Here is a 24,193-nt window from a genome sequence, read left to right on the forward strand (position 1 = left end):
TATTTTTTCTTTCATTCATTTAATGTAATTATCCTGTAGACTGCTATTGGATACAGGATAATTACAACCTTAAAAAACACTTGAATCATGTTAAAAACCTACTTACTACTTGTTTCCTCTTTTATAGGAACCTGGTTGGGTGCACAGGAAGTGCATTCGGCATTGCAGCTTAGAAACAGCCATTTGTGGCGCGGGATAGAAGTCTCCGCAGGATTTATTTACACCGGAGACCTGCATTTTGATTATAAGAATTTTTATGCGGGATTCTGGGCAGGGGGTAATTTTGATGGCTCCTATAAAGAATTCAATAACTATGTAGGATACAAAAACAAACATCTTACATTGGAATTATGGGATATTTATAACTTTTCGCCTGGAGCAACTTATAACAATAAGGAGTTTTTTAATTATTCTGCGAAAGAAACCGGACGTTTTTGGGATTTAAGATCTTATTATACCATAAGTGATAAATTCCCTCTGGTACTCAGCTGGAATACAGTTGTTTTCGGAAGAGACAGAAACAGTGAAAATACGGGAAATAAGTATTCGTCATTTGTTTCAGGAGAATATCCTGTATACAAAAAGAATGATCTTGAAGTAAGAGGAAGGATAGGATATGCTTTTGCATTAGACACTCATGGTGAGAAAAATAATTTCTTTGCTAAAGAATCGGGATTCAATGAAATAAGCCTTATTGTTTCAAAAAGCTTTACTATTGAAGGATATAAAATTCCCATTGGAATTTGGGGGATGTGGAATCCTGTAAACAATAATGCATTTCTTCAGTTTTCTGTACAGGCTTATTCATTCTGAAGCAAAGAAATTCAAAATAGTAAACTTTTTAAAAATCAATACATTTAATTACTTTTATATAATGGAACATAAAAAAAATAAAGCAGTCTGTTTTGGTGAAGTGCTCTGGGATATTTTTCCGGGAGAACAGCGAAGGATGGGAGGAGCTCCTTTTAATGTGGCTTACCACCTTTCCAAAATGGGAATCGAGGTCAATATGATAAGCAGCGTCGGTGATGATCAGCTGGGTTATGATCTTTTGGATAAAATGAAAAACTGGAATATTCCTGCAAATTATGTTCAGATCAATGCTGAATATCCCACCAGCACAGTAATTGCTACAGTAGATGAAAATAATGATGCTCATTATGATATTGTGGAAGGAGTAGCTTGGGATTTTATTGAAACAACTACAGAAAATCAGGAAATTCTCAAGACAACAAATGCGTTTGTATTCGGAACACTGGCAGCCCGGAATGAGAAATCCAGAAATACTTTGCTCCAATTGCTTGAATTGAGTGATTATAATGTTTTTGATATCAACCTCAGAGAACCTTACTATGAAGTCGGAATGATTAAAGATCTACTCCACAAAACACATCTTGCCAAATTCAACAAAGCAGAAATGCGTATGATGCTCGATTTTTTAGGAAAAGAATATACCACTGAAGAGGAGGGTATAAAATATCTGCAGGACAAGTTTGATCTTGAAGAAATTATTATTTCCAAAGGAAGCAAAGGAGCTCTTTATGCGTCTGGAGATAATTTTTATCTGTATCCTACCATACCGGTTACTGTAAAAGATACTGTGGGAAGCGGAGATTCATTCCTTGCAGGATTTCTTTCCAAAAGATTAGAAAAAGGAAATGCTGTTCATGAAATCATGGCTCAGGCTGTTTCCCTCGGAGCATTCATCACCTCACAGGAAGGAGCATGTCCGGAATATTCATTAGAAGATTTTATCAGATTCAAAAACAAATATCCGGTATCGGCTTTAAGCTAAAGAAGTAAAATCTCATATTAATTTAAAATGATTCTTGATGAAACATTTGGTAACTTTATGCTGCTACCAAAACAAAAGTTATGCATCATCAGCTGGAGAAACATTATGTAAACAGAGTAGGCTGGCTTCGGGCAGCTGTATTAGGCGCAAATGACGGGTTGTTATCCACCACAAGTATTGTTATAGGCGTTGCTGCGGCAGCTCCGGAACGTCATATTATTATCCTTGCAGCACTGGCAGGAATGATTGCCGGAGCAATGTCTATGGCTGCAGGGGAATATGTCTCCGTAAGTTCACAGGAAGATACAGAAAAGGCAGACTTGATTCGTGAACAGCGCGAACTGGAAGAAATGCCCGAAATAGAACTCAGAGAATTGGCTAAAGTGTATGAAAAAAGAGGCTGTACCAAAGAAACGGCTATGCAGGTAGCTGTTGAACTGACAGAACATGATGCACTTGGAGCACATGCCCGTGACGAACTGGGGATAAATGAAATCACACAGGCAAAACCTTTGCAGGCAGCAATGGCCTCATTCGGTTCATTTGCAGTAGGAGCTTTATTGCCGTTTACCGTTTCTCTTTTGGCTCCTCTTAAACAAATGGTATATTTCCAATATGGTTTTTCAATCATATTTTTAATGCTTTTGGGAGCCGTTTCTGCCAGAGCCGGAGGTTCCAGTATTAAAATAGCTGTGTTGAGAATCTGTTTCTGGGGAACTGTCGCAATGGGAATTACAGCATTGGTTGGACATATTTTTGGGGTCAATGTAGCCTGAAAAACTTTAACGTTTTCCTTTGAAATCTTGTTGAAAATAAAAGACTTTTAATACGTTTTTATTTTGCTTTATTGATTGTAATGGATTGATTTCTAGGATGTATTTTGCCTAACAAGTGTTAGTCGTAAAAGTACTACACTTTTTCAGATTTATACTCAATTTGTATTTTTTTATGCGTAATACTTCTAAATTTGGTGATATAACAACATCAAATCACAAAATATTAACGATTAAAATTTACAATCATGGCAGAAAGAAATTCAAGAGGAATCTTAAAATTCAACAACGGTGAAGGACAAAAGCTGTTAAAACTGAATTACAGCGTATCAAGAGCTACAGACGTTTCAGGACGTGTAGCATCAGACCCATCCAATGCTCTTATCAAAATTACAGTAGAAGCTACTGAAAAATCAGACATCCTTGAAAGTTTGCTAAACGGAAAATACAAACCTACTGTAGGAGAAGTAACTTTCAATAAATCTCACGAAGAAGGAACCTTAACAACATTGAAATGGACAAACGGTTACGTAATCCAGCACGAAGTAGATTTCGATGCAGTAGATGAAAACAGTATGTACATCAGTTTTGTTATTAGTGCTGAACAGATTGAGCTTGGTAATTCTTCTTATGACGGAGCCTGGCCTGGATCTCAGGGATAAAATCCTTTAACAGCTACAAACATAAAAACAGAATAGTAGATCCGTTATCAGGGATCCTGTTCTGTTTTTTTGTCAGTAATCTTGTCCTCAGGAAAGGATATTATTTCACTAAGATTTAGAAAATTAAAGCTGATAATGTGAACTTTATATTGTAAAAAATTGATAACTTTATAAAAAGCCGTTTATTTTAGTTTTTTTCGAAAATAAAGAGCTCACCAAACACTATTTAATATGAATAAAAATATCTCGAATTCTGAAAAGATTTCAGAGAATCATATTCCTGGAATCAACCGTGTGGTGAAACTGGATATTGTGATTGAAGGTAAAATGATCAAGCACTTCAAGCATTTCCGTTTGCAGCAAAGCGTAAAAAAGCACCATCATTTTGAACTTACATTAGCCCATGATACTTTAGACGGAGTACAAAACCATGACCTGGAAGAAGCCCAACAATTTTTAGGAAAAAGATTAACAGTCGTTTTTAAATATAAAGATGTTGAAGGAAGCCCGGAAAGAACTTTTGTAGGCGTAATTACAAAAGTAGGGTTCAGTCAGGAAAACCATAGCTTGGGAAATATTGTATTGAAAGGGTACAGCCCTACCATTTTATTGGATGGTGCTCCGCATACTCAAAGTTTCGGTGGTGATAAATCTGTCAATATGGGGATTATTGCTGAAGATGTTATTAAACAGGGCATTGAAAACGGTAAATTTGATGTAAAAGTGAATGCGAAGGCATCCTCTCAGATTCTTTACAGTGCCCAGTATAATGAAACCCACTATAATTATCTCTGCAGAATGGCAGAAGCCTATGGCGAACAGTTCTATTACGACGGTGAAGTATTACATTTTGGAAATATGCCGCCTCAGAATAAATCACTTGAATTAATATACGGAAGCAATGTTTCTGATGTGAATGTGGAATTAAAAGCTGTTCATATCAGACCTCATTTTTACGGATATAACAGCAGTTCCAATGCTAAACTTATTTCTGGAGAAACTCCTATAAAACACGTTGGCAACCTGGCTCAGACAGCCTATAAAAATAATGAAGGAATATTCAAAACACCATCATTGCAGGTAGCTCCTATAAAAGCGGCAACCGATATGGATGTTGTTATTTCTCAAACGAGTACTGCCGGAAGCAAAGCTGTGGAAGTTTTTACCGTTTCCGGAGGAACTACTATTCCGTTTTTATATCCTGGATGTGTAGCTGATATCAATATGCGGAAGACGGATACCAGTAAAACAGCGTATTTCACAAAGCTGATGATGACAGAAGTCATTCATGAAGTAGATGCTCTCGGGCGCTACAAAGGAAGATTCGAGGCTATTGCCTCAGACACAGGATATATTCCGACACCTGATTTTACTATGCCTATCGCACAGCCACAGATAGCGACTGTAATCTCCAATACAGATCCGTTGGGACAGGGAAGAATTACAGTTAGATTCGACTGGCAGCTGCATGACACAACCAATTTTATCAGAATGATGTCTCCCGATGCCGGAGGAACAGACCAGATTACTCAAAACAGGGGCTATGTAGCCATACCGGAGGTTGGAGATCAGGTGATGGTAGGTTTTGTTCACAATCATCCCGACCGTCCTTTTGTGATGGGGGGAATGTTCCATGGAGGAACAGCTCTTGGAGGTGGAGTAGATAATCATTTAAAATCAATACAAACCAGAAGCGGAATCCGTATTTTAATGAATGATGCCGAAGGAAGTGTAAATATCATAGACCCTAGTGGAAACAATTATTTGATGGATGGTAAAGGGAATATCATTGTAACGGCTCCTAAAAATATGACTTTCAATGTAGGTGAAGATTTGGCAATCAACGTAGGAAAAGATATGAAGACCAGCGTAGGAAATGATAATGCCGTTAGTATCATCAATGATCATAAATTTACCTCGAAAAATTATAAACAGACCGTCAATGAAAATAAAACGATTAATGTAACAGGCGATCTTAAAGAAACTACTTCAACGACTACTCATAAAGCCAAAAACGGAGATATTTTACTGCAGAGTTCAGGCGTAGCCAAAATGTTGGGTAAAATAGATGCTAAAGTGAATAAAGGGTAATCAAAATAATAAATCAGTTATCAATACTGTACAGCAAGGCATTAAAGAATGAATAAAGCGATAAAATTTTTACTGAGCTTTTTATTTTTTATCCAGATCTCATGTCAGGAAAAAAAAGAATCTCAAAAAACTAAGACTATGACAAAATATGAATGGACAGAAGGGACTTCTGCAGCTTTAGGCTATCCTATGGAAGTATACAAAGGAGGAATAGAATGTGAAGGAGGAGAATGGGTGGGATTAAGTTTTGGAATAGCATCGGGAAATCAAGGATGGGGAACCATCAATAATGGGATGAGTAATGGTTTCAAAAGCTTACCAAAGCGCCTGGATTTTATCTGGATGTCTTATATGGAAAACCAGTTTTATCAGGTAGATACAGAAATAGATACCGAAAAGATAAGAAAATATTTTAGCCAGGGATTTGAAATAAAAGGAGCAAGCGGAAAACCACAACATTTAAATTACAATGTTATTTCTATAGGTATGGCACCGGGAGGAGTGGTAGTTGTCTGGATATCAGGAGTTGGATGGCAAAAGGAAATAGGAAGATATCAGGGTAAAAAAGTAACCATTCCGGAATCAGAAATTGCAAAGCTGGACAGTCATGAAAACAGGTTTTGGCGCAAAGATTATTTGGAAATGGTACACACAAGAGAACAAATCATTCCCAAAAAAGTACAGGAAGAAAACAAAGGAAAACCAATACCATTGGGTTTATGGGATGTTTACAGAACAAGATTTAGCTGGAAACCAGTTTTTGAACTTCCGGAAAATGCAAAATTAAACCCACTGAGAGATGTTGGAATCGAAATGATCAATGGGGAAAAAGAGCAGTTTGATGCTGCAAAAAGTCCTTTGTCAGATTATGATTTTAGAGCAATTCCTCGTTCAGTTTCAATGTCTGTATCAGATAAAGACAATAATAGATACGGAGCAGCATGTAATTTGGACGGAAAATCCAGCCTTGATGCTTTCAACACCGTTTTTGGAGATGATCCCAAAAGTACCAAAGCAGAATTAGTGATAAAAGTGAATGAAGCTTTTAGCTTTTTTACGGTAAAGCTAAAAGGAGAGAATGGTAAGGAAGCTTTTATTAAGACAGATTCATTAGAAATGTTTAAGTCGAAAAAGAAAAATTAAGAAAATTCTCAAATGTAAGATTATGGGAAAAACATTAGTATATAACACTGGTAATGCTAAACCTCCTATTGATGAACTGCATTTGGAGGTAGGTGTTTTCTTTGACGGAACTTTGAATAATCTTAAAAATACCGAGCTCCGTCAAAAATATAAAGATGGCAAAAATAAAATTGAAAGCACAGATTCTGATGATGTAGTTGCAAAAAAAGAAGAAGCTATAGACAATACTACCAAACAGCAGGAAAAAGAGTATGATAATTTGGGTCATAAAAAAGATCCGGATGCAGGTTCCGAATATGATCAGTATCTTAAAGCAATTCACAGGAGCCGTTTGGATAAAATGGGCGTTGATAATAGCTTTAGCAACGACTTTACCAATGTTGCCAGACTGTATAAATGCTGTGAGCAGAGCAATTATGCCATTTATATAGAAGGTATTGGGACGCTGGATAACCGCAGGGATGTAGATGACGGCTTCCAATACGGATCCGGTATAACAGGGGTAAGAGGAAAAGTGAGAAAAGGATGTGAAAAATTGGCGGAAAGAATTAAAGTAATCATTAGAAATGGTTTAAATGCGGATAAACAATTTGCAAAAATATACATTGATACCTTTGGATTCAGCCGTGGAGCCGCAGCCGCAAGGAATTTTGCTTACGAAATCAATGGTAAGAAAAGACCCGTTGATGTTGAAATAAAAAAATCCAGAAAGATCGTAGGGTATACCCAAATGGACTCTCCTGAAGGACCCATTACGGTTCCGGAATATGGAGATATCTGGATAGATAAAGATAAAACAGAGGTAGATCCTAATTACCTTGTGGATGGAAAGCTTCCGAAATTTGGCTTTTTGGGATATTATCTTTTAAGTAAAGATGTACTCACCAAAGAAGAATTGGAAGCCTTAGATTTGGACGTCCGTTTTATTGGAGTGTATGATACTGTATCGTCTTATGAAGAATTTGGTGATATGGGAACGTTGAAGCGTGTAGGATGGGAAGGTATGAAGCATTCTACGTTAGGATCCAGTTATAATTTCGGAGATGATGTAGAACAATTACAGTTGCTGAATCCCGGGTCTTATTTCAAAGCAGTTCATTTTACAGCAGGAAATGAACATCGGGAAAACTTTTCATTAACAAGCTTTCCCGGAAGTGTGGAAAGAGAATTTCCGGGCGTTCACTGTGATATTGGCGGAGCTTATGAAAACGGAAAAGAAACAGTAGATGAAATAGAAACCTCCAATCATAAACCAGTGTGGTTCTTAAACAAGCGCAGACAGCAATTGATTGATGAGCATTGGTTTGATGATGAACAGATAACAATTAATAACAGCTTCCTGAATGTTTTAACAATGGGAGCAGTATACCGCAAGATTACGGGAATTCGGTTCCTGAGAAAAGAATACAGCTATATTCCGCTTCAGTTTATGGAAGAGCACGGAATAGGTTTTTATGACAATCAGATCGTCACAAAAACAGAAACAAGCTATTCTATAGATCACGACCAGTATCTGCCTTCAGCAAAAGATATTTTGCACCATTATGTCTTTGAGGACGGACAAAAATGGAATTTCAAAACAGATGAAGAAGTTGAAAAAGAAAAAGAGGAAAGAGCAAGAGAAAGATTAGAAAATCCGGAACCGGTACAGGAACCAATACCTGATGAAGTAGTAGATAAAGACGGTAATATTATTAAAACAAAGACGCTGCAGGAGGTTGTAGTTACTGCTTATCATCCTCAGACATTATTGAGAATTATGCGTAAAAAATATCTTCATTGGTCGGCAAACAGAGACTGGATGGGAATGGATCCCAATAGTAATTATGAAAGAATAGTATATCCCCTGAAATAATTTTTATGCTGCTGGAAAATCTTCATCGGAAAACATATAGGCTTGAAACCATTGTAACAGAGCAGAGAAATCCGGTTTATGCTATTACAAAAAGCTATGCCCGGCAGATTGAAGTATATTATCTTGGAAAAGCCAAAGAAGAGCATCAATTTCAGATTCTGGTAGTTGAATTCGATTTTTCGGATAACGATACTGCTATGGGAAAATTGATAAGAAAAGTCAGCTATCTGTTTGATGAACTGGAACTCAGGGTAGATAACGAAGGGAATATAACTGCCCTAGATAATCTGCTTTTCCTGCGTTTAAGATGGGGTGAAATTCAGTCTGAATTATCGAAAACCCATAAAGGAGATGCTATAGATAACTATTTCAACCAGATCAGCAGTCTATTGGAAGATGAAACAAAAATGATTGATTTTTTGACTGGCTATAATATGTTTGGATTACTCTTCAACGGTTTGCTGGAGTCATTTGATACCAAAAGAAAAAGAATTTCTCCGGAAGGATTTACAGAAATCATGATTCCCGAAAAAGATGGAGAGAAAATGACTTTAAAAATCTCTGCTCAAAACCTTGAACACACAGAAATTGATGATTTCAGAGGAATATTTATCTGCAAAGGAAACCAGTATGAAGAAGGCTTTGTAGCCATTAAAAAACAGAATTCTCACTTAAAACATTCATTATTATGGATAGGTTAAAGAACGATGGAGAAGGAAATACTCCGGAAACTCAAACTCAGAATACAGCACAGGATAGTGAGCAGATGAAAGCGGAAAACAGCAAGAAAATGGAGGAGAAACGAGCTGAAAATGAGGAAAAAGATAAAGTAGAAGACGGGCTGAAAGTTGTTATAGATACCGCAACGCTGGAATGTACATTGTGTACTGTTCCACAAGGAATTATGAAAGTGAATTATGATACGCCAACAATACAGGAAAAGAAAACTGCAACGGTAAAAGAGAGGGGCCCGAAAAGTCTGGTTTTTACAGGAAACTGTAAGAAAAGCCCGCAAATGGCAGCTCCATGCGCTTCTGTTATGAATGTAAGAGACTGGCAAGATGTAGGTACCTACCTTTCTCAGGAACAATTTATATTGCTACAGAAAAGTACCATTCCATGTACTTATGGAGGTGTAGATATTAAAATTACCGATAGCGGACAAATTCATCAGCCGGAAGCGGTTGATGCAACCGGAGCTCCTGTACCTGAATCAAAAGAAAAAATAAATGGTTATTTTTATAATTATAATGGAAGTTTCGAAGGAAATGTAAAAGGTCAGAAAAAAGGAAATGAAAATGATGTATATGCCTGCGAAGGAAAAGGATCAGAAGAAGATATTTACAAAAGCCCTAAAAAGCTGAATATTGTACATAGTGACTTCCAGAAAGTTTGCAATATTATTAAACATGAAGGTCTTTCATCAGAAAAAGAAGAATATTTATATATAGCACATACAAATTATAATGAAGCAAAGAGAGTTGGAAAAACAATGTACCAGTTATTAAATTCCAGCTATTCCAGTGTGGATGCTAAGGATAAAGTTGAAATGAAAACTTCAGAAAAAGACACCATTTCTTTGTATTCCAGAGCGGGGGCAATTGATGCTCTTTTAAGAGATGTAGATGAGGTTAAAATTGATCCTACGGATAATGCCACACAATGGGATGGTGAAGATTTTCTCGCTTGGGGTATTGATACTGACTTAAAACCTGACAGTACTTCAAAATACGGCCATAATAAGTTTGATGAGTATGATTATATAAAAATAAGTAAAAGCCTCTATGATTCTTTTGAAAGTAAAATAACCGGAAGAAGAGGATCAACTTTAGCTTATAACTCAGTTCATGAAGAAGGTTGTGATAAAGGGACACATACACATAAAACAGTAAAAGGAAAAAATAAAGCAGTTTACACCCTTCCTAATGAAGATTTTGCAAAAAAGGACTATTGGACAACAGGTGATTTTTACTATAAAAATGCAACTAAGAGATCTTTTGGTCTGGAAGCAACCCGAGTTGCTGGATATACTATATTTTGGAAAAAAGTAAAAGTTTAATTAATGAGAAAATTAGCATACATATTATTCATTCTGGCGGTATTTCATACAAATGCCTGTGCACAAGCGCCTAAATCATATATTATCACTTATATTGTTAATAAAACTATTGATAAGGGAGAATATGTTAATGACAAAAGAATTGATAAAAAAGATAAGACAAGCACTAATAACCTTATTTATATATTCAGTCCAAAAAAAGACAGTATTGCTTTTTACAGATTTACCGACTCGAAGGTATCAGAAAAGAAAGTACCGGATGTATATACCTTAACAAAAAATGAAAATACTCTTTTGTTAAACTCTAAAAACGAAGGTTATACAAACAATCTTAAAATTGTTTTCAATGAAAAGAATGAAACAATTTTGGTGGGAGATAAAGATATATTTTATTTAAATGCTCCCTATTTCAGCTATTTGCAGAAAAATGTTAACGAGTATTTAAACATTCCTGATCTTATTGATTTTTTGGAGGACTTTCTGCCAGGATATAATCTCGGTGATTTAAAGTATATTTCTTCATATGAAAAGTATAAACATAAAGACTTTAAAATATTAAAAGGCTATATGGAATCATATAGAACTCAAGCAAGCGATTATCTGGATAAATGGAATCTGAAGTTTTTATATGATGATCAAGGAATGCCAAAATATGTTTTAAAAGAATCTGTGGAAGGAGATCAGGAACTGGAGAAAAAAATGTTGCCGTCAAATAAAGGATCTTTGAAATATTCCAAGCATACCAATGTTGAAAGCAGGCTTATTACTGACAGTGAAATCTTTATAGATCCAAACAAAAATATATATGATGAAAAAGTGATTTCAATGCAGGTAGGATTAGGAAAAGAAACCAGATATGAAACAAAACAGCTTTCTTATAAAAGATTTCCAACAAATGTCTTTATGCTAAACTCAACGAGTATTTCTAAAATTATCTCATCAAAATAAATATTTAAGTATAAAAGATGATGAAAATAATAAAATCAATCTTCTTACTATTTTTATTGTTTCCATACTTTTTACATTCTCAAAGTATGTCGGGAGATTATTTCTCATATGGATCTAAATGTAAAATTTCTCTAAAAGTTGACAGTATGAAACATTTTGTTTTTAATGTTAAAAAAGATAAGAAAATACAAGGCATTGTAAGGGTAGATAAAGAAAATAATGCAACATATCTTTATTTTTTGGATGGTATTGGTGGATTGTTTTCGAATGATACAATTTCGATTCAAAATTCAGGGAATTCAGGGAATCCATATTGGCATTTTAAAGAATGTGATGAAAAATACATTCATTTAGTAAAGAAAAGAATTCCTGTAAGATCGAAAGAACTATAAAGTGCTTAATTCAACTATCTCCTTGAATCTTCAGAATATCTTTCCTCAATCAAAAACTATTGGTTAAAGAACAGCTGGTGCTGATGGTGCTGTTAGAACGATGAAACTTCCGGTGGCTACAATCTTGAATTTACCGGAAATGGTATTCTCTATTATGATAGTTCTCAAACCCCAAAAGTAGGAGCAAGGATCAATGAATTTATTGAATATTCTGAAGATGATATTATTCCGTGGAGCTTGAAAGGATTTTGAAGGATCTTTAATTAAGTATCATAAGTGGATTTTGAATACACCATTTTAGGGAGTGGTCTAGGATAAGGATCAAAAAACTATGATTTTATATATTTTCTATATTTGTTTTAAATTTATCAATTCTTTGATAGAATTTTGTCATTTTATCCCCACTCATAGCAATAATGGGTTTCTTTTTAATTGCTTGGTGTAGATGATAAAATGATACAAAAAATGCTCACAGATGGAGATGGGCCGACTGTTATAATGAATGAAAGTATACTTAATTTGAGGCAATTTAAATCAGATGAAGATCCCAATGTTATTAAAATAGATTCTGGCGTAGTAAATACGGTTTCAAAAAATAAAGGAGATAAAACGTGTATTGATCATTTAGCACAATTGATAATTCATGAAGGTGATCATTGGGCAGACTATCAAATGGGCGGTGTTTCCATGGAAGAAGACCCATTTTTCAGGGGGAGTCCTAAATCAAAAGGTTTTAAGCCAGATGCAGGAGATAATTGGGAAATTTATTATTTTGGAACAGATCTTCAATTTTCTGAGTCTGATCGTAATATAATTAGTGAAAAGTTTGATGGAATTAGGAGGAATAATGCTGCAAAAGATTTTAGGCAACAACGTGAAATCAGGGACTTGAAATCAGAAAAAAACCATCTATTTTAGATATTTATAAAAAACCAAAAGATAATTTGCGAGTAAGACCATGTTATTAACCCAAAATCCCTAAATAATATGAATTTTAAAACTAAAATAGTTATGATTTTATTATCCTCTTTATTAATTACGAATTGTAAGGAGGAAATGAAAAAATGTGTAAGCCAATCTACCGATACTAATGTAAAACTATATAATGATTTAACAGATCAGTTGATACCTTATTTTTTTAGAGAAGATTATTTAGGTGAAAAAAGATATTTTGATAGTTTAAGAGTTCACGATGATGATTTATATATCGAAGAGAAGACAAAAGCGCACAACGAAATTTTTAATCATCCTGAAAAATTTTGCAATTTGTATATAGATTCTATTAAAAATAAAAATACTGATTTTGCTACAGGTAGTACCGAAGATAATATAAAATACATACAAAGAAATAAGGATTTTTTTAAAGACTTTTCCAATAGTCCAGATATTATTAAAAATTTAAGCATACGAAGTTCTATAAAAGCAAATCAATTTAATTTGTGTACCGCAAAAGTTCTAGATCTGGCAGAGTATGATAAACATACAAATGAATGTGAGATAGGTGTTGTCTATTTTTCAGAGATTGTATTCGATACTTCAAAAAAAAGAGCATTAGTTTTTGTTGACCATCATATAAAAAAAGATTATTACGGTAGAAATGCTGTATTTAAACTAAGATTGCATGATAATTATTGGGAAATAGAAGATGCTATGTTAGTGTCAACTTCCTAATTTCCGGCTCTTTTCTTTTTTCTCATGAAATTTAGAAGAAGAACAACACAAAAGCCAACTTTTTAGGAGTTTGCTTTTTAGGAAATTGATGATGTTTTTTTTTTGATAATTAGCTTCTTGAATTTCAATAGAATTTTACGATAAATTATTAACAACACGAGTAAGGATTCCTTATTCGTGTTTGTTTTGATCGAAAAGACATATGCAATTGATTGAATATCATTTCCCCAGCTGGCGCGAGCGTCTCGCTTGTGACCTAGAATAAAAAATAGACCACTGCCGAAAAAGCAGTGGTTTTTCATTTATATATTTGTAAATAAACGCGGACAGCACAATTAAATCGCTTTCCGGTAGCGGAAGTTTTTGAGCCTTGCTTAATGAAATGAGGTCACACAGCTTTCGGAGAATAGTTAATGGAACTATCTAAAGGATGATAATCATATAACTTCAATCAAGTAATATAATATTATAATAAAAGGTAAATAAGTTTTTTGCCACCCTTTTGGCCACCCTGAAAAGCAAAAACCTCTGAAAATCAAATGATTTCAGAGGTTTTTTGTACCCAGGACCGGGATCGAACCGGTACTCCTAAGAACTGGTGTTTGAGACCAGCGCGTCTACCAATTCCGCCACCTGGGCTTGATGTTTACTTCAAACGTGATGTTTGTTTCAAATTGGTGTGCAAATATAGGAACTTTTTTGAATGTTCAAAAGCTTTTTGAAGAAAAAATTTTAAAAATTAAGTTCCAAACCATCGTAGGCAAGGTGCATTCCGGCCGGAAGCTGCTTATCTTCAATATCATGCAGCCCTAAATGATGACTGATATGCGTTAAAAATAATTGCTTCGGTTTTAGCTCTTCAAACAGCTTAATAACATCCGGAAGGATAAAATGGGCAGGATGGGGATCAAATTTTCTGATGCAGTTTAAGATCAGAATGTCCAGATCCTTCAGTTTTTCCTTTTCTGTTTCAGAAATAAATCCGGCATCCGTAATGTAGGCCAGTTTTTTAAACTTATATCCAAAAACGGTAATTTTATAGTGAATCACTTCTACAGGAGTGATTTCTGTATCCAGCACCTGGAAAGGTTTATTTTCAATTTCGTGAAGTTCAAAAGCGGGTGCGCCGGGATATCTTACATCTGCAAAGGCGTAAGGAAATCTGTTTTTTATTTCGTGAGCAACTCTTGAATAGCAGTACAATGGAACATCTTTTCCACTTTTAAAAATCAATGGTCGCATATCATCCAGCCCAATCACATGGTCATTATGTTCATGGGTAATCAACGCAATGTCTACGTTATGTTCGTGGTTGGTAAGCATTTGCTGCCTGAAATCCGGACCGCAGTCGATCAGGATTTTTTTATTTTCTTCCGTAGTCACCATCACGGAAGAGCGTAAACGGTTGTCTTTGGGATTTTCGGAAGTACACACTTCACATGTACAGCCTATAACGGGCACACCTTGGGAAGTACCGGTTCCTAAAAATTTCAACTTCATTTTGTTTTGAGGTTGGTTTAATTTTGGTAAATTTACAAAAAATTTCATGTCCTAATGTATCAGAAACTAACTCCTAAACAAAAAGCATTAACAATTAATCTAGATCCTACTATTTATGGTACTTTCGCAGAAATTGGAGCCGGGCAGGAGACTGTTCGCCACTTTTTTAGAGCAGGGGGAGCTTCCGGTACGATTGCTAAGGCAATGTCTGCTTATGACAAAGATTTTAGTGATGCCATCTACGGAAAGGAAGTAAAAAACAGGTATGTTACCCAGAACAGGCTTCGAAAAATGCTCCGATATGAGGTAGCATTGATCGAGGAGAGAATTTCCAGAGATAACAATCCGGACAGAAAATTCTTTTCGTATGCCAATACGGTAACAACTATCAATTTTGACAAAACTGTAAGAGGCCACGGCTGGGTAGGGATCCGTTTTCAGACCAAAGAAAATGAAGATTATAATGAGATCGTAATTCACGTAAAATTCAAAGAAAATGATGCCACTCTTCAGCAGGAAACCTTAGGGAATCTGGGAGTAAATCTTATTTTCGGAGCCTTCCATTATTTTGACAATCCAAGAACTTTAGTAGAATCTCTTTACGATGATATTGCAAAAGATAATCTTGAAATTGACATGATCGACTTTAGTGGGCCCGCTTTTGCGTATGTTGACAACAGACTGATGTCTCTTCAACTGGTAAAAAATGGAATGACTGATGCTGTGATTTTCAATTCTGAGGGGAACAACATGCTTCCGGCAGATGTTTTGTACAAGAAAAATATTTTCGCTGTAAGAGGAAGTTTCAGACCGGTAACGAAAGTAAACATTGATATGCTTAAAAATGGGATGGATATGTTTTTCAAAGATGCTACCTGTACTCACGAAGAAACAGAAGTTCTTATTGAAATCACCATTTCCAATCTGAGAGCAGACGGAGATATTGATGAAAGAGATTTCCTGGATAGAGTAGACATTCTTGGTAAATTGGGATACACCGTTATTATTTCAAATTTCTCCGAATATTACAGACTGATTGATTATTTTGCCTCTTACACAAGTGGAGACATTGGTGTAGCGATGGGAGTAAACAACCTGTTGATGGTATTTGATGAGAAATACTATAAAAATATGTCAGGAGGAATTCTTGAGGCATTCGGGAAATTTTTCAGAAATGGGATGAGAGTATATCTGTATCCTTACAAAGACCCTGAAACACACCAGTTACTGGATTCTTCAAACTTGAAAGTAGAAGAAAACCTGAAAGAATTATATAAATATTTCAAACACAACAACCGTATTGTAGATATTACGAACTATAATCCGGAATTTTTGGAAATCTACTCAAGAGAAATTTTGAGAAAAATAGCATGCTGTGTGAAAGGCTGGGAAACTCAGGTGCCGGAAGGCGTAGCAGAAATGATCAAAGAGCGTGGAATGTTCGGATATAAAGAAGAACTTTCCCTAAAACAATTCTCTTAAAAAATAAATACAATGTCAGAATTAAAGAAAAGACTTTCCTCAATTCTTGAAAGTCCTAAACATAATACAGAAGAAAAACTTGAAAAAGTTTGTCACTTGTTGGATCAGGAAATTCCTTACTTCAACTGGACGGGTTTCTATTTCAAAAACGGAGACAAGGATGAGTTGATTTTAGGCCCTTACGTAGGAGCACCAACAGATCACACCATTATTCCTTACGGAAAAGGAATCTGCGGTCAGGTAGCTGTTTCAAATGAAACGTTTGTAGTTCCTGATGTGCATGAAGAAAGCAATTATTTAAGCTGCTCCATTGATACAAAAGCAGAGATTGTAGTTCCGATTTTTAAAGACGGAAAAAACATTGGTCAGATTGATATTGATTCTCATACCATCGATCCTTTCACGAAAGAAGACCGTGAATTATTAGAATGGCTTTGTAATGAAGTTTCTAAGATTTTGTAATTCGAACTTATGATAAGTAAAATATAGACTCCGGCTGACTCAGCCGGAGTTTTTTATGGATTATTGGTGGTAATCACAAACATGATTAAAGGCTCATCTCCCGTATTTTCAACAGAATGATATCCTATAGAACTGATGGCTGTAATATCACCTTTTTGAAGTGTTTTCTTACGTATGGGTCCATCTGTTCCGGTTCTTTCCCTATATTCTCCGGTTCCATGTACAACAACATACAGTTCTTCTTCATTTCTTAGATTGTGCGTATGAAAACCGGATTCATCACCGTTTTTCAATAAAACCATATAGGCTGCCAAACGATTATTAGCCAGTTCTTTGTGGTCAAACATCTGTACCATGTATACAGTCCCGTTTCCACCATACATATTTTCCCGTTTTTCCAGCCGTGTAATGGTTCTTTCTTCTTTTTCAAAGGCCATTACATAAAGGTTGATGTATTTTGAAACCTGCTGTATAACGTGATCAAATTCCGTTCCTTCGGATAATATAACTGTACCAGACATGTGAATTGAATATTTAAAGTTTAAAGTTTAGGGTTTAAAGTTGTTGGTGAAAACTAGTTTTGCTGCATCGAATGAATTTCTGCAAGAAGTTCTTTAAAATAATGCTCACATTTTGCAATATGGGTTCCGTACCAGGAAAATGCTTCACCATCTACGATCATAATCTTTTTATCAGGATAAAACACCTGCAGTTCCTGAATATGTTTTTCTTTAAACGGAAATGGTTCAGAAGAAAGCATAATAACATCGGCATTTGCCAGATCTTCAGTGGTGATTTGAGGATAGCGGGTTTTATCCTTAAAAATGTTCTCGAATCCAATTTCAGATAAAATCCTGTGAATAAAGGTATCAGAACCAATAGTCATATAAGGATTTTTCCAGATGAGATAAGCGGCTTTAACAGGAGCATCCAGTTTAGCCTGATTCAGAATATCATAAATTTTAAGATTGAATAGCTGAGCTCTGTCTTCCTTTCCAAAGAGTTTTCCGAGATTTTTAAGCAAATAATAATTATCCTCAATCGTGTCAATATTGGTGACCATTACTTTATAATCATCCATTAAAGCTTCTACCTGTTCTTTTACATTCTCTTCCTTATTGGCAAGAATGAGATCCGGCTGTAATGCTTTAATTTTCTCAATATTGATGTTTTTTGTTCCGCCGATTACGGCTACATTTTTTATTTTATCCTGAGGATGAATACAGAATTTTGTTCTGCCTACAACTTCATTTTCGGTAAGTCCAAGGTCAAATAATGCCTCGGTAATTGAGGGTACAAGTGAAACGATTTTCATATTGGCATGTTAGATGATGCCTAAAATTACAAAAGTTTTCCGGTTAAGAAAAGCCCGGCAACGGTAAAATAGATAATAAGTCCCGTCACATCCACCAATGTTGCTACAAACGGAGCAGAAGAAGTAGCGGGGTCAAGATTTAATTTCTTTAAGACAAACGGGATCATAGAACCTGATAATGTTCCCCACAACACAATGGCAATCAGGGAAACAGAAACACTCAATCCTACATATACCCAATACTGACCATAATCAAATAGGCCTATCTGCTGCCAAAGCATGATTCTAATAAACCCGATAACTCCCAAAATTGCTCCAAGACATAATCCGGAGATAATTTCTTTTTTCATCACATACCACCAGTCCTTCAAACTAATCTCCTGAAGAGCCATCGCACGGATAATCAACGTGGCAGCCTGCGATCCGGAATTTCCTCCACTGGAAATAATCAGCGGAACAAATAAGGCTAGAACAACAGCTTTCTCAATTTCTTTATCGAAATATCCCATTGCTGAAGCCGTCAGCATTTCAGAAACAAATAGAATAATCAGCCAGGTTGCTCTTTTTTTGATCATTTCTGTCCATGAAGTTTGGATGTAGGGAAGGTCTAACGCTTCCAATCCCCCAAATTTCTGGATATCTTCTGTGTTCTGCTGTTCAATCTGATCCAGAATGTCATCTATCGTTACAATACCTACCAGAACACCAGCTTCCGTAATAATAGGAAGAGCGCCACGGTCATACTTCTCAAAATAGGTTACCGCATCTTCTTTGGAAGTAGTGGTGGTAATGGCTACGAAATGATTGTCTGTAATATCAGAAACCAGAGTATCTTCCTCTTCCAGCAGTAAAGTTCCGATGGCAAGGTCATCAATCAGACGGTTTCTTTCATCCACAACATACAGGTAGTTCATGGTTTCCACTCTTTTTCCTACCTTTTTAATCTGCTGAAGACATCTTTTTACCGTCCATTCCTTACGGATCTGGATGTAATAAGGAGTCATCAGACGGGCAATAGAGTCTGAGTTGTATCCAAGAAGTTTTAAAGCTATTCTCCTTTCCTGCGGATTTAGGTGGTTGATGGAATACTTGATCAGCTCATCCGGGAAATCCTCGAAAAGAGCAGTCCTGTCATCCGGAGTCATCGCATTCAGGATTTCAGACACTTCATCGCTTCCGATACTTCTGATGGTATCCTCCTGGAAATCAGGGTCAAGATGTGAAAAGACTTCTGCTTTGTACTCTTTCGGAACCTTCAGGAACGCGAGAAGCCTCTCGTCAGCATGAAGTTCGCTGAGAGTTTCGGCAATATCGGCAGGGTTGAAGATAAGTTCGTCTCTAGAATTCAAAACGTGAATTTTTTTGGATATGCAAAAATAATTCAAATTTTTAAGACTGAGCAATAAACTGGGAAAATTAAGGATTAATTAAAGTTTAGTGCTTCAGTATAAGCACAAAAAAACACCCGCCGAAGCGGATGTTCAAAAATTAAATTTTAAATTCCAATACTCTTTATATTGGTTCGCATTCTGAAGTAGGAATATAGGTACAGACAGCGTTTGTACAGCATTGGTATGGTCCGCAATCAGAATTGTCACCACACTTTTTTATTCCGCTTCCTTTAATATTTTTTTGCTCGAACCTGTTGAGCTTCTTAAGATTTGAACTTTTCATAATCATCAATATATTAAGATTAAGGCTCTATCATACAATCATGATCAATACATTCTCCGTTACAGCAATATCCAACAGAGCAAGGTCTTGTTATACTGCATCTGAACAGTCCGAGGCCGCCATTAATTTGTTTGGCAGCTTCTCTGCTGAGTTTCTTTAAGTTTTTCATATAGTTTAGATTTAATGTTGTACTAAAATAATAAATATTTCTATATTATTCATTTATTAATGAAATATTTTATGATAAATAGAAATTATAATTTATTTTTTTTAATAAAAAAAACACCTACGGGTGCAGGTGTCTGTAATGATCATATATTATTCCAGGGGACATGGATTCAAAACACAGGTGTTGTGACAGCATGATCCGCCCGGACATTCGTAATGTTCTGTACATCTTTTGAAAGGTCCGCTGCCTTTGATTTCCTTTTGTACTTGTCTGCTGATTTTTTTTAGATTTTTCATGTGATTTGATTTTATGTGATTTAGTTTAATTTTTTATTCAAGACAGATGAAGGGAGAACAGATTCCAAAACAACACCATCCGACAGTACATGGATTGTTTTCGCTGCACCTTTCCATAGATCCGCCGTTAATTTGCTTTGCTTTTTCTCTGCTGAGTTTCTTTACATTTTTCATAAGATTTAGTTTTAAGGTCTGACTAAAATAGTAAAAAATATTTAATAATTCCTTATTTGGTGAAAATATTTAATTGTAAATCAGTCGTTTGTGGTATTGTTTACGTAAAAAGCACCTGTTTATAATGAAAACAAGTGCTTTTTATATTATGAAAACTTTTATTAAGTTATGAATGATGAATGATGAATGATGAATGATGAATGATGAATTTTTCTGATATATAAATTCATCATGGATAATGAAAATCCGTATATTCCAACCTTAAAACTTAAACTTACAGTTCAGCCTCAGTCGGCTTCAGTTTTCTAAGTTTTTTGATGATGCCTTTTATAGCACCTTCGGTTCCTATTTTAACAGAGTTGGTTGTAGAGCCTAGCAGGCGCATATTTTTTCGATAGGTGTCGTGATCTGTTTCGGTGACTAGGTTTCCGTCAGCACCAAAAAGCTTCATACTCACAACCACCTGGTTGGAGAAAACATATTTTCCAAAACCTACTTTGAAATATCTCACTTTGGAAACAATAGCAAAATCAGCATCATTATTGAGGCAGTAGTCTACAATCGTTTGTTTGTCTATGCTGTCAAAGGGAACCTGAACTTCTGCACGGAGCACTTTATTTCTTCTACCACTGAAATTATCGGTAACAGCATCAAAGAAGGCATTGTTGGTAGGGTCTTTTATTTCGTCGATATCAGGCTCTACCTCAGGATTGAAGTAGAGAACTTTTTTTATTTTATCATCAGTATTTTTCTGAGCTTTTACCGAAGTAATGCCAATGAATAAAAAGGTAGTAACCGCTGTGAAGAATATAATTTTTTTCATTTGTAATTCGAATGCAAAATTACTGCCTTTTCGTTGGATTGCATATAATTTATTAAGAAATTTTTAACATTTTTTTCTATCAAATTTGATATATGAAATCAATAATGTTTGCAGAATCAAAAAATAGTCGTAATTTTGCACCCGTTACATAATAATCATTAAACAATATTGGAATGTACTTAACAACAGACAAAAAGCAGGAAATTTTCGCAAAACACGGAAAATCTGCACAAGACACAGGGAGTGCTGAAGGACAAATCGCTCTTTTCACTTTCAGAATCAACCACTTATCTCAACACCTAAAGGCTAACCGTCACGATTTCAACACAGAGAGATCTCTAGTGAAATTGGTAGGTAAGAGAAAAAGTTTATTAGATTACCTTAAAAACAAAGATATCGCAAGATATAGAGCAATTATTGCTGAACTAGGTTTAAGAAAATAATCTATAAAGATTTTCAAAATAAAAAGCAACTTCGAAAGAGGTTGCTTTTTTGTTTTTACACTACAAGGGATTTTTAACTGCAAAATCCAGATTCCTACGGAATGACACAGTTGTAAAGATGATCTATCCATGCAATTTGTCATTCCGTAGGAATCCAGCTTTTATGATCCATAAAAAGATTGCAACTCAAACTAGTATCAAAACCGAAGGTATAAAAATTCCCCTCCCTCGGAGGGGTGGCGAAAATTCAAAGAATTTTTGACGGGGTGGTCAGACCTTTTCATAACAACTCATTTTGGATTCTTCCCAATCTTTCCCAAATGCGTATTCTGAAAACTATCCGGATATTTTAATCCATAACCCAGAATTCTATCAAAAGCAGAATGAGAAAATAAGATCGCCCCAGCCACTTGTAAATAGGGTAGAGATAATGTTGTTCCCGCCAAATAAACAATGATAGCAAGCCCCAAGTGATGAAATAGATTATAAAAGAAAGCTCCCACTTTATTATTAATTGTGTATCCCAGCATGGAAATGTCTGGTGCAAGGAAAAGTCCGGCAAACCACCACCAGGAATATCCTGTTTGGGCAAAAGCATATATTCCTAATAGTAGAAATGCTGCGTATTCAAGCTTTAATTGTATTTTCATGATAATTGTGCTAATCTATATGATAAGTTCCTTTTTTTGATGAAAAGTTACATTTAGATTGGGAAAAAGAAAGCGGAATATGTTGAGATATTCCGCTTTATATATTTTAAATAAGTTTTATTTTAATGACCAGATTTGGCCTCAGTGCTTTCCACATGACCCAGATATTTGGTACAGTAAGCTCCAAAGATCAGAATAATCAGATAGCAGAATACAGGAATAATAAATGAATGCTGTACTCCAAACTGATCTGCAAGATATCCCTGGAAAATAGGAACAATAGCGCCTCCCAAAATAGCCATTACCACTAAAGAAGATCCCTGGCTGGTATATTTACCCAGTCCTGAAATAGCCAGTGTATAAATGTTGGAGAACATAATAGAGTTAAATATCCCGATTCCTAAAATACTGTACATTGCAAGCTCACCATGATTCACCATTGCAGAAATCAATAATACAACATTGATTGTGGCAAAGATGGATAATGTTCTTGCCGGAGCTGCTTTACCAACGAAAAAGGCAATGAAATTAAGAACAATAAACACAAGGAAAAAGCTGATCTGAGAGAAAGTAAGATTCACAATGCTGAAAATTACAAGAAAAACGGCTCCTGCTGCTCCCAGCATATAAACAGCCTTTTTGCTCTGGCTTAAAGATTGATTCAAAGAGATAGCTCCAAGAAAACGGCCGATCATTGCTCCACCCCAATACAGAGAAAGGTAGTTCTTACTGATGATTTCATTAAAGCCCATAATTTGTGGCTGCTCCAGAAAGCTGATAATAAAGCTTCCCACAGCAACTTCCCCGCCTACATAGCAGAACATGGCAAATACTCCGAATTTCAAGTGGCTGAACTCAAGCGCTCCCCAGCCTTTTACCACTTCTTCTTCACCCATCTGGAATGAAGGAAGCTTAACTCTTGAAATCAACAGAGCAACCAATAAAAGAATACCCGCAAAAATAAGATAAGGAATTCTTGTTGCTACTGCACTGAATGATCCGTCCGGAGATGAGAAAAATTCAAAAATAAGGTGGCCTCCAAGTACCGGAGCAATCGTTGTTCCGAATGCATTGAATGCCTGGGTCATATTCAGTCGGCTGGATGCAGATTCTTCACTTCCCAGCAATGAAACATAGGCATTGGCTGTAATCTGAAGTACTGTAAAACCCAGTCCAAGAATAAATAAAGCTCCTAAAAATAGAGGGTAATATGAAAACGTAGCTGCCGGATAGAATAGGACACAGCCAAAAGCCGCCAGAAAAATTCCGAACAGAATCCCTTTTTTATATCCTAATTTATTGATAGGATCTCCTTTCGTAATAGAGATCAGAAAATAAATAAGAGATCCGATGAAGTAAGCCCCGAAAAAACAGAACTGTACCAGCATGGATTCGAAAAAGGTAAGATTGAAAAGTTGTTTCAGATAGGGGATCAGGATGTCATTCATACAGGTGATGAATCCCCACATAAAAAACAGCAGGGTGATGGTAATCAACGGTACCGTATAATTCCTGCTTTGAGATTGTACTTCTTTATTAATCATAAACATTTATTTATCTGTATAAGGAAAATTCCTTAACTGTTTTAGCCTACAGCATTGTAATTGGTGAAGTAGGGCAAATATAGGGATCAGCCTATTGGTTTGCAATAATTTTAATCATTTTTAGAATGAAAAAGATACTTTTTTTCAGATTAAAGTATTATTTTCATTTTTTGAGACAATAATACAAAAACGACAGGATTTTTCAATACATTATTCTTAAAAAACACTTTTTATTTTCACAAATGATGAGTAAGTTGATAGTACCGATACAA

At 35.5% G+C, this 24,193-nt stretch carries 26 protein-coding genes and 1 tRNA gene; 16 read left to right on the plus strand and 11 right to left on the minus strand.

The features are described 5' to 3' along the window. The first annotated feature begins 87 nt into the window (after window positions 1–87). The 13 genes from LKL37_RS00855 (at window position 88) to LKL37_RS00915 (ending at window position 13,389) form a co-directional block, all read left to right on the plus strand. Window positions 88–813, plus strand: a complete 726-nt coding sequence (locus LKL37_RS00855) for a hypothetical protein (protein WP_431608698.1) — start codon at window positions 88–90, stop codon at window positions 811–813. Window positions 814–874: 61 nt separating this feature from the next. Beyond that, entirely contained in the window at window positions 875–1,795 is a 921-nt protein-coding gene (locus tag LKL37_RS00860) for a carbohydrate kinase family protein (protein WP_431608699.1), read from the plus strand. 80 nt (window positions 1,796–1,875) lie between these two features. Further along, window positions 1,876–2,571 carry a VIT1/CCC1 transporter family protein gene (locus LKL37_RS00865; protein ID WP_431608700.1) on the plus strand — a complete coding sequence of 232 codons (696 nt, stop codon included), beginning with the start codon at window positions 1,876–1,878 and terminating at the stop codon, window positions 2,569–2,571. A 245-nt stretch (window positions 2,572–2,816) separates the two neighbouring features. Beyond that, on the plus strand, window positions 2,817–3,230 hold the full coding sequence (gene tssD, locus LKL37_RS00870) for a type VI secretion system tube protein TssD (RefSeq protein ID WP_105702924.1): 414 nt from the start codon (window positions 2,817–2,819) through the stop codon (window positions 3,228–3,230). A 231-nt stretch (window positions 3,231–3,461) separates the two neighbouring features. After that, entirely contained in the window at window positions 3,462–5,321 is a 1,860-nt protein-coding gene (locus LKL37_RS00875) for a type VI secretion system Vgr family protein (protein ID WP_431608701.1), read from the plus strand. Window positions 5,322–5,369: 48 nt separating this feature from the next. Then, window positions 5,370–6,464, plus strand: coding sequence for a DUF2931 family protein (locus LKL37_RS00880; protein ID WP_431608702.1), 1,095 nt, complete (start codon window positions 5,370–5,372; stop codon window positions 6,462–6,464). 22 nt (window positions 6,465–6,486) lie between these two features. Further along, entirely contained in the window at window positions 6,487–8,319 is a 1,833-nt protein-coding gene (locus LKL37_RS00885; protein ID WP_431608703.1) for a phospholipase effector Tle1 domain-containing protein, read from the plus strand. Window positions 8,320–8,324: 5 nt separating this feature from the next. Next, window positions 8,325–9,020 (plus strand): hypothetical protein, encoded by a 696-nt coding sequence (locus tag LKL37_RS00890; protein WP_431608704.1) that lies wholly within the window; start codon window positions 8,325–8,327, stop codon window positions 9,018–9,020. Next, window positions 9,008–10,378: a DUF4280 domain-containing protein gene (locus LKL37_RS00895; RefSeq protein ID WP_431608705.1), complete on the plus strand. Its 1,371-nt coding sequence runs from the start codon at window positions 9,008–9,010 to the stop codon at window positions 10,376–10,378. Before LKL37_RS00890 ends, LKL37_RS00895 begins: the two co-directional genes overlap by 13 nt. A gap of 3 nt (window positions 10,379–10,381) precedes the next feature. Beyond that, complete coding sequence (locus LKL37_RS00900; RefSeq protein WP_431608706.1) at window positions 10,382–11,326, plus strand: hypothetical protein; 945 nt, start codon at window positions 10,382–10,384, stop codon at window positions 11,324–11,326. Between the two features lie 146 nt (window positions 11,327–11,472). Beyond that, the gene (locus tag LKL37_RS00905) at window positions 11,473–11,718 is read left to right on the plus strand and encodes a hypothetical protein (protein WP_431608707.1); all 246 of its coding nucleotides are present in this window, start codon (window positions 11,473–11,475) and stop codon (window positions 11,716–11,718) included. A gap of 465 nt (window positions 11,719–12,183) precedes the next feature. Continuing rightward, window positions 12,184–12,636, plus strand: coding sequence for a hypothetical protein (locus tag LKL37_RS00910; RefSeq protein ID WP_431608708.1), 453 nt, complete (start codon window positions 12,184–12,186; stop codon window positions 12,634–12,636). A gap of 69 nt (window positions 12,637–12,705) precedes the next feature. After that, window positions 12,706–13,389, plus strand: coding sequence for a hypothetical protein (locus tag LKL37_RS00915; RefSeq protein WP_431608709.1), 684 nt, complete (start codon window positions 12,706–12,708; stop codon window positions 13,387–13,389). Window positions 13,390–13,948: 559 nt separating this feature from the next. Here LKL37_RS00915 and LKL37_RS00920 read toward each other — a convergent pair. After that, window positions 13,949–14,028 (minus strand) — tRNA-Leu (locus LKL37_RS00920). Window positions 14,029–14,121: 93 nt separating this feature from the next. After that, window positions 14,122–14,889, minus strand: coding sequence for an MBL fold metallo-hydrolase (locus tag LKL37_RS00925; protein ID WP_431608710.1), 768 nt, complete (start codon window positions 14,887–14,889; stop codon window positions 14,122–14,124). Between the two features lie 54 nt (window positions 14,890–14,943). On the opposite strand from LKL37_RS00925, the gene LKL37_RS00930 reads away from it, so the two are divergent. Both LKL37_RS00930 and LKL37_RS00935 read left to right on the plus strand, forming a co-directional pair. Beyond that, window positions 14,944–16,371, plus strand: coding sequence for a TonB-dependent receptor (locus tag LKL37_RS00930; RefSeq protein WP_431608711.1), 1,428 nt, complete (start codon window positions 14,944–14,946; stop codon window positions 16,369–16,371). Between the two features lie 12 nt (window positions 16,372–16,383). Next, entirely contained in the window at window positions 16,384–16,833 is a 450-nt protein-coding gene (locus LKL37_RS00935) for a GAF domain-containing protein (protein ID WP_034692242.1), read from the plus strand. 53 nt (window positions 16,834–16,886) lie between these two features. Here LKL37_RS00935 and LKL37_RS00940 read toward each other — a convergent pair whose 3' ends face one another. The 7 genes from LKL37_RS00940 to LKL37_RS00970 form a co-directional block, all read right to left on the minus strand. Then, a complete protein-coding gene (locus LKL37_RS00940; protein WP_431608712.1) occupies window positions 16,887–17,354 on the minus strand; it encodes a cupin domain-containing protein in 468 nt (155 codons plus the stop codon). Between the two features lie 53 nt (window positions 17,355–17,407). Beyond that, the gene (locus LKL37_RS00945) at window positions 17,408–18,148 is read right to left on the minus strand and encodes an ABC transporter substrate-binding protein (RefSeq protein ID WP_431608713.1); all 741 of its coding nucleotides are present in this window, start codon (window positions 18,146–18,148) and stop codon (window positions 17,408–17,410) included. Between the two features lie 26 nt (window positions 18,149–18,174). Continuing rightward, window positions 18,175–19,497: a magnesium transporter gene (mgtE, locus tag LKL37_RS00950; protein ID WP_105702908.1), complete on the minus strand. Its 1,323-nt coding sequence runs from the start codon at window positions 19,495–19,497 to the stop codon at window positions 18,175–18,177. Between the two features lie 344 nt (window positions 19,498–19,841). Beyond that, a complete protein-coding gene (locus LKL37_RS00955; RefSeq protein ID WP_431608714.1) occupies window positions 19,842–19,991 on the minus strand; it encodes a bacteriocin-like protein in 150 nt (49 codons plus the stop codon). A 149-nt stretch (window positions 19,992–20,140) separates the two neighbouring features. Then, entirely contained in the window at window positions 20,141–20,287 is a 147-nt protein-coding gene (locus LKL37_RS00960) for a bacteriocin-like protein (protein WP_431608715.1), read from the minus strand. Window positions 20,288–20,320: 33 nt separating this feature from the next. Then, window positions 20,321–20,461, minus strand: coding sequence for a bacteriocin-like protein (locus LKL37_RS00965; RefSeq protein ID WP_431608716.1), 141 nt, complete (start codon window positions 20,459–20,461; stop codon window positions 20,321–20,323). A gap of 274 nt (window positions 20,462–20,735) precedes the next feature. Then, on the minus strand, window positions 20,736–21,284 hold the full coding sequence (locus tag LKL37_RS00970; RefSeq protein ID WP_431608717.1) for a pyruvate decarboxylase: 549 nt from the start codon (window positions 21,282–21,284) through the stop codon (window positions 20,736–20,738). Window positions 21,285–21,457: 173 nt separating this feature from the next. Between LKL37_RS00970 and rpsO the strand changes: the two genes are divergently transcribed. Beyond that, complete coding sequence (rpsO, locus tag LKL37_RS00975) at window positions 21,458–21,727, plus strand: 30S ribosomal protein S15 (RefSeq protein WP_034692246.1); 270 nt, start codon at window positions 21,458–21,460, stop codon at window positions 21,725–21,727. A gap of 290 nt (window positions 21,728–22,017) precedes the next feature. Here rpsO and LKL37_RS00980 read toward each other — a convergent pair whose 3' ends face one another. Both LKL37_RS00980 and LKL37_RS00985 read right to left on the minus strand, forming a co-directional pair. After that, complete coding sequence (locus tag LKL37_RS00980) at window positions 22,018–22,377, minus strand: DUF4260 domain-containing protein (RefSeq protein ID WP_431608718.1); 360 nt, start codon at window positions 22,375–22,377, stop codon at window positions 22,018–22,020. A 122-nt stretch (window positions 22,378–22,499) separates the two neighbouring features. Further along, window positions 22,500–23,921, minus strand: coding sequence for a sugar MFS transporter (locus LKL37_RS00985; RefSeq protein ID WP_431608719.1), 1,422 nt, complete (start codon window positions 23,919–23,921; stop codon window positions 22,500–22,502). Window positions 23,922–24,193: the final 272 nt, after the last annotated feature.

Source organism: Chryseobacterium sp. 'Rf worker isolate 10' (genome assembly GCF_050753305.1).
GTDB lineage: Bacteria > Bacteroidota > Bacteroidia > Flavobacteriales > Weeksellaceae > Chryseobacterium.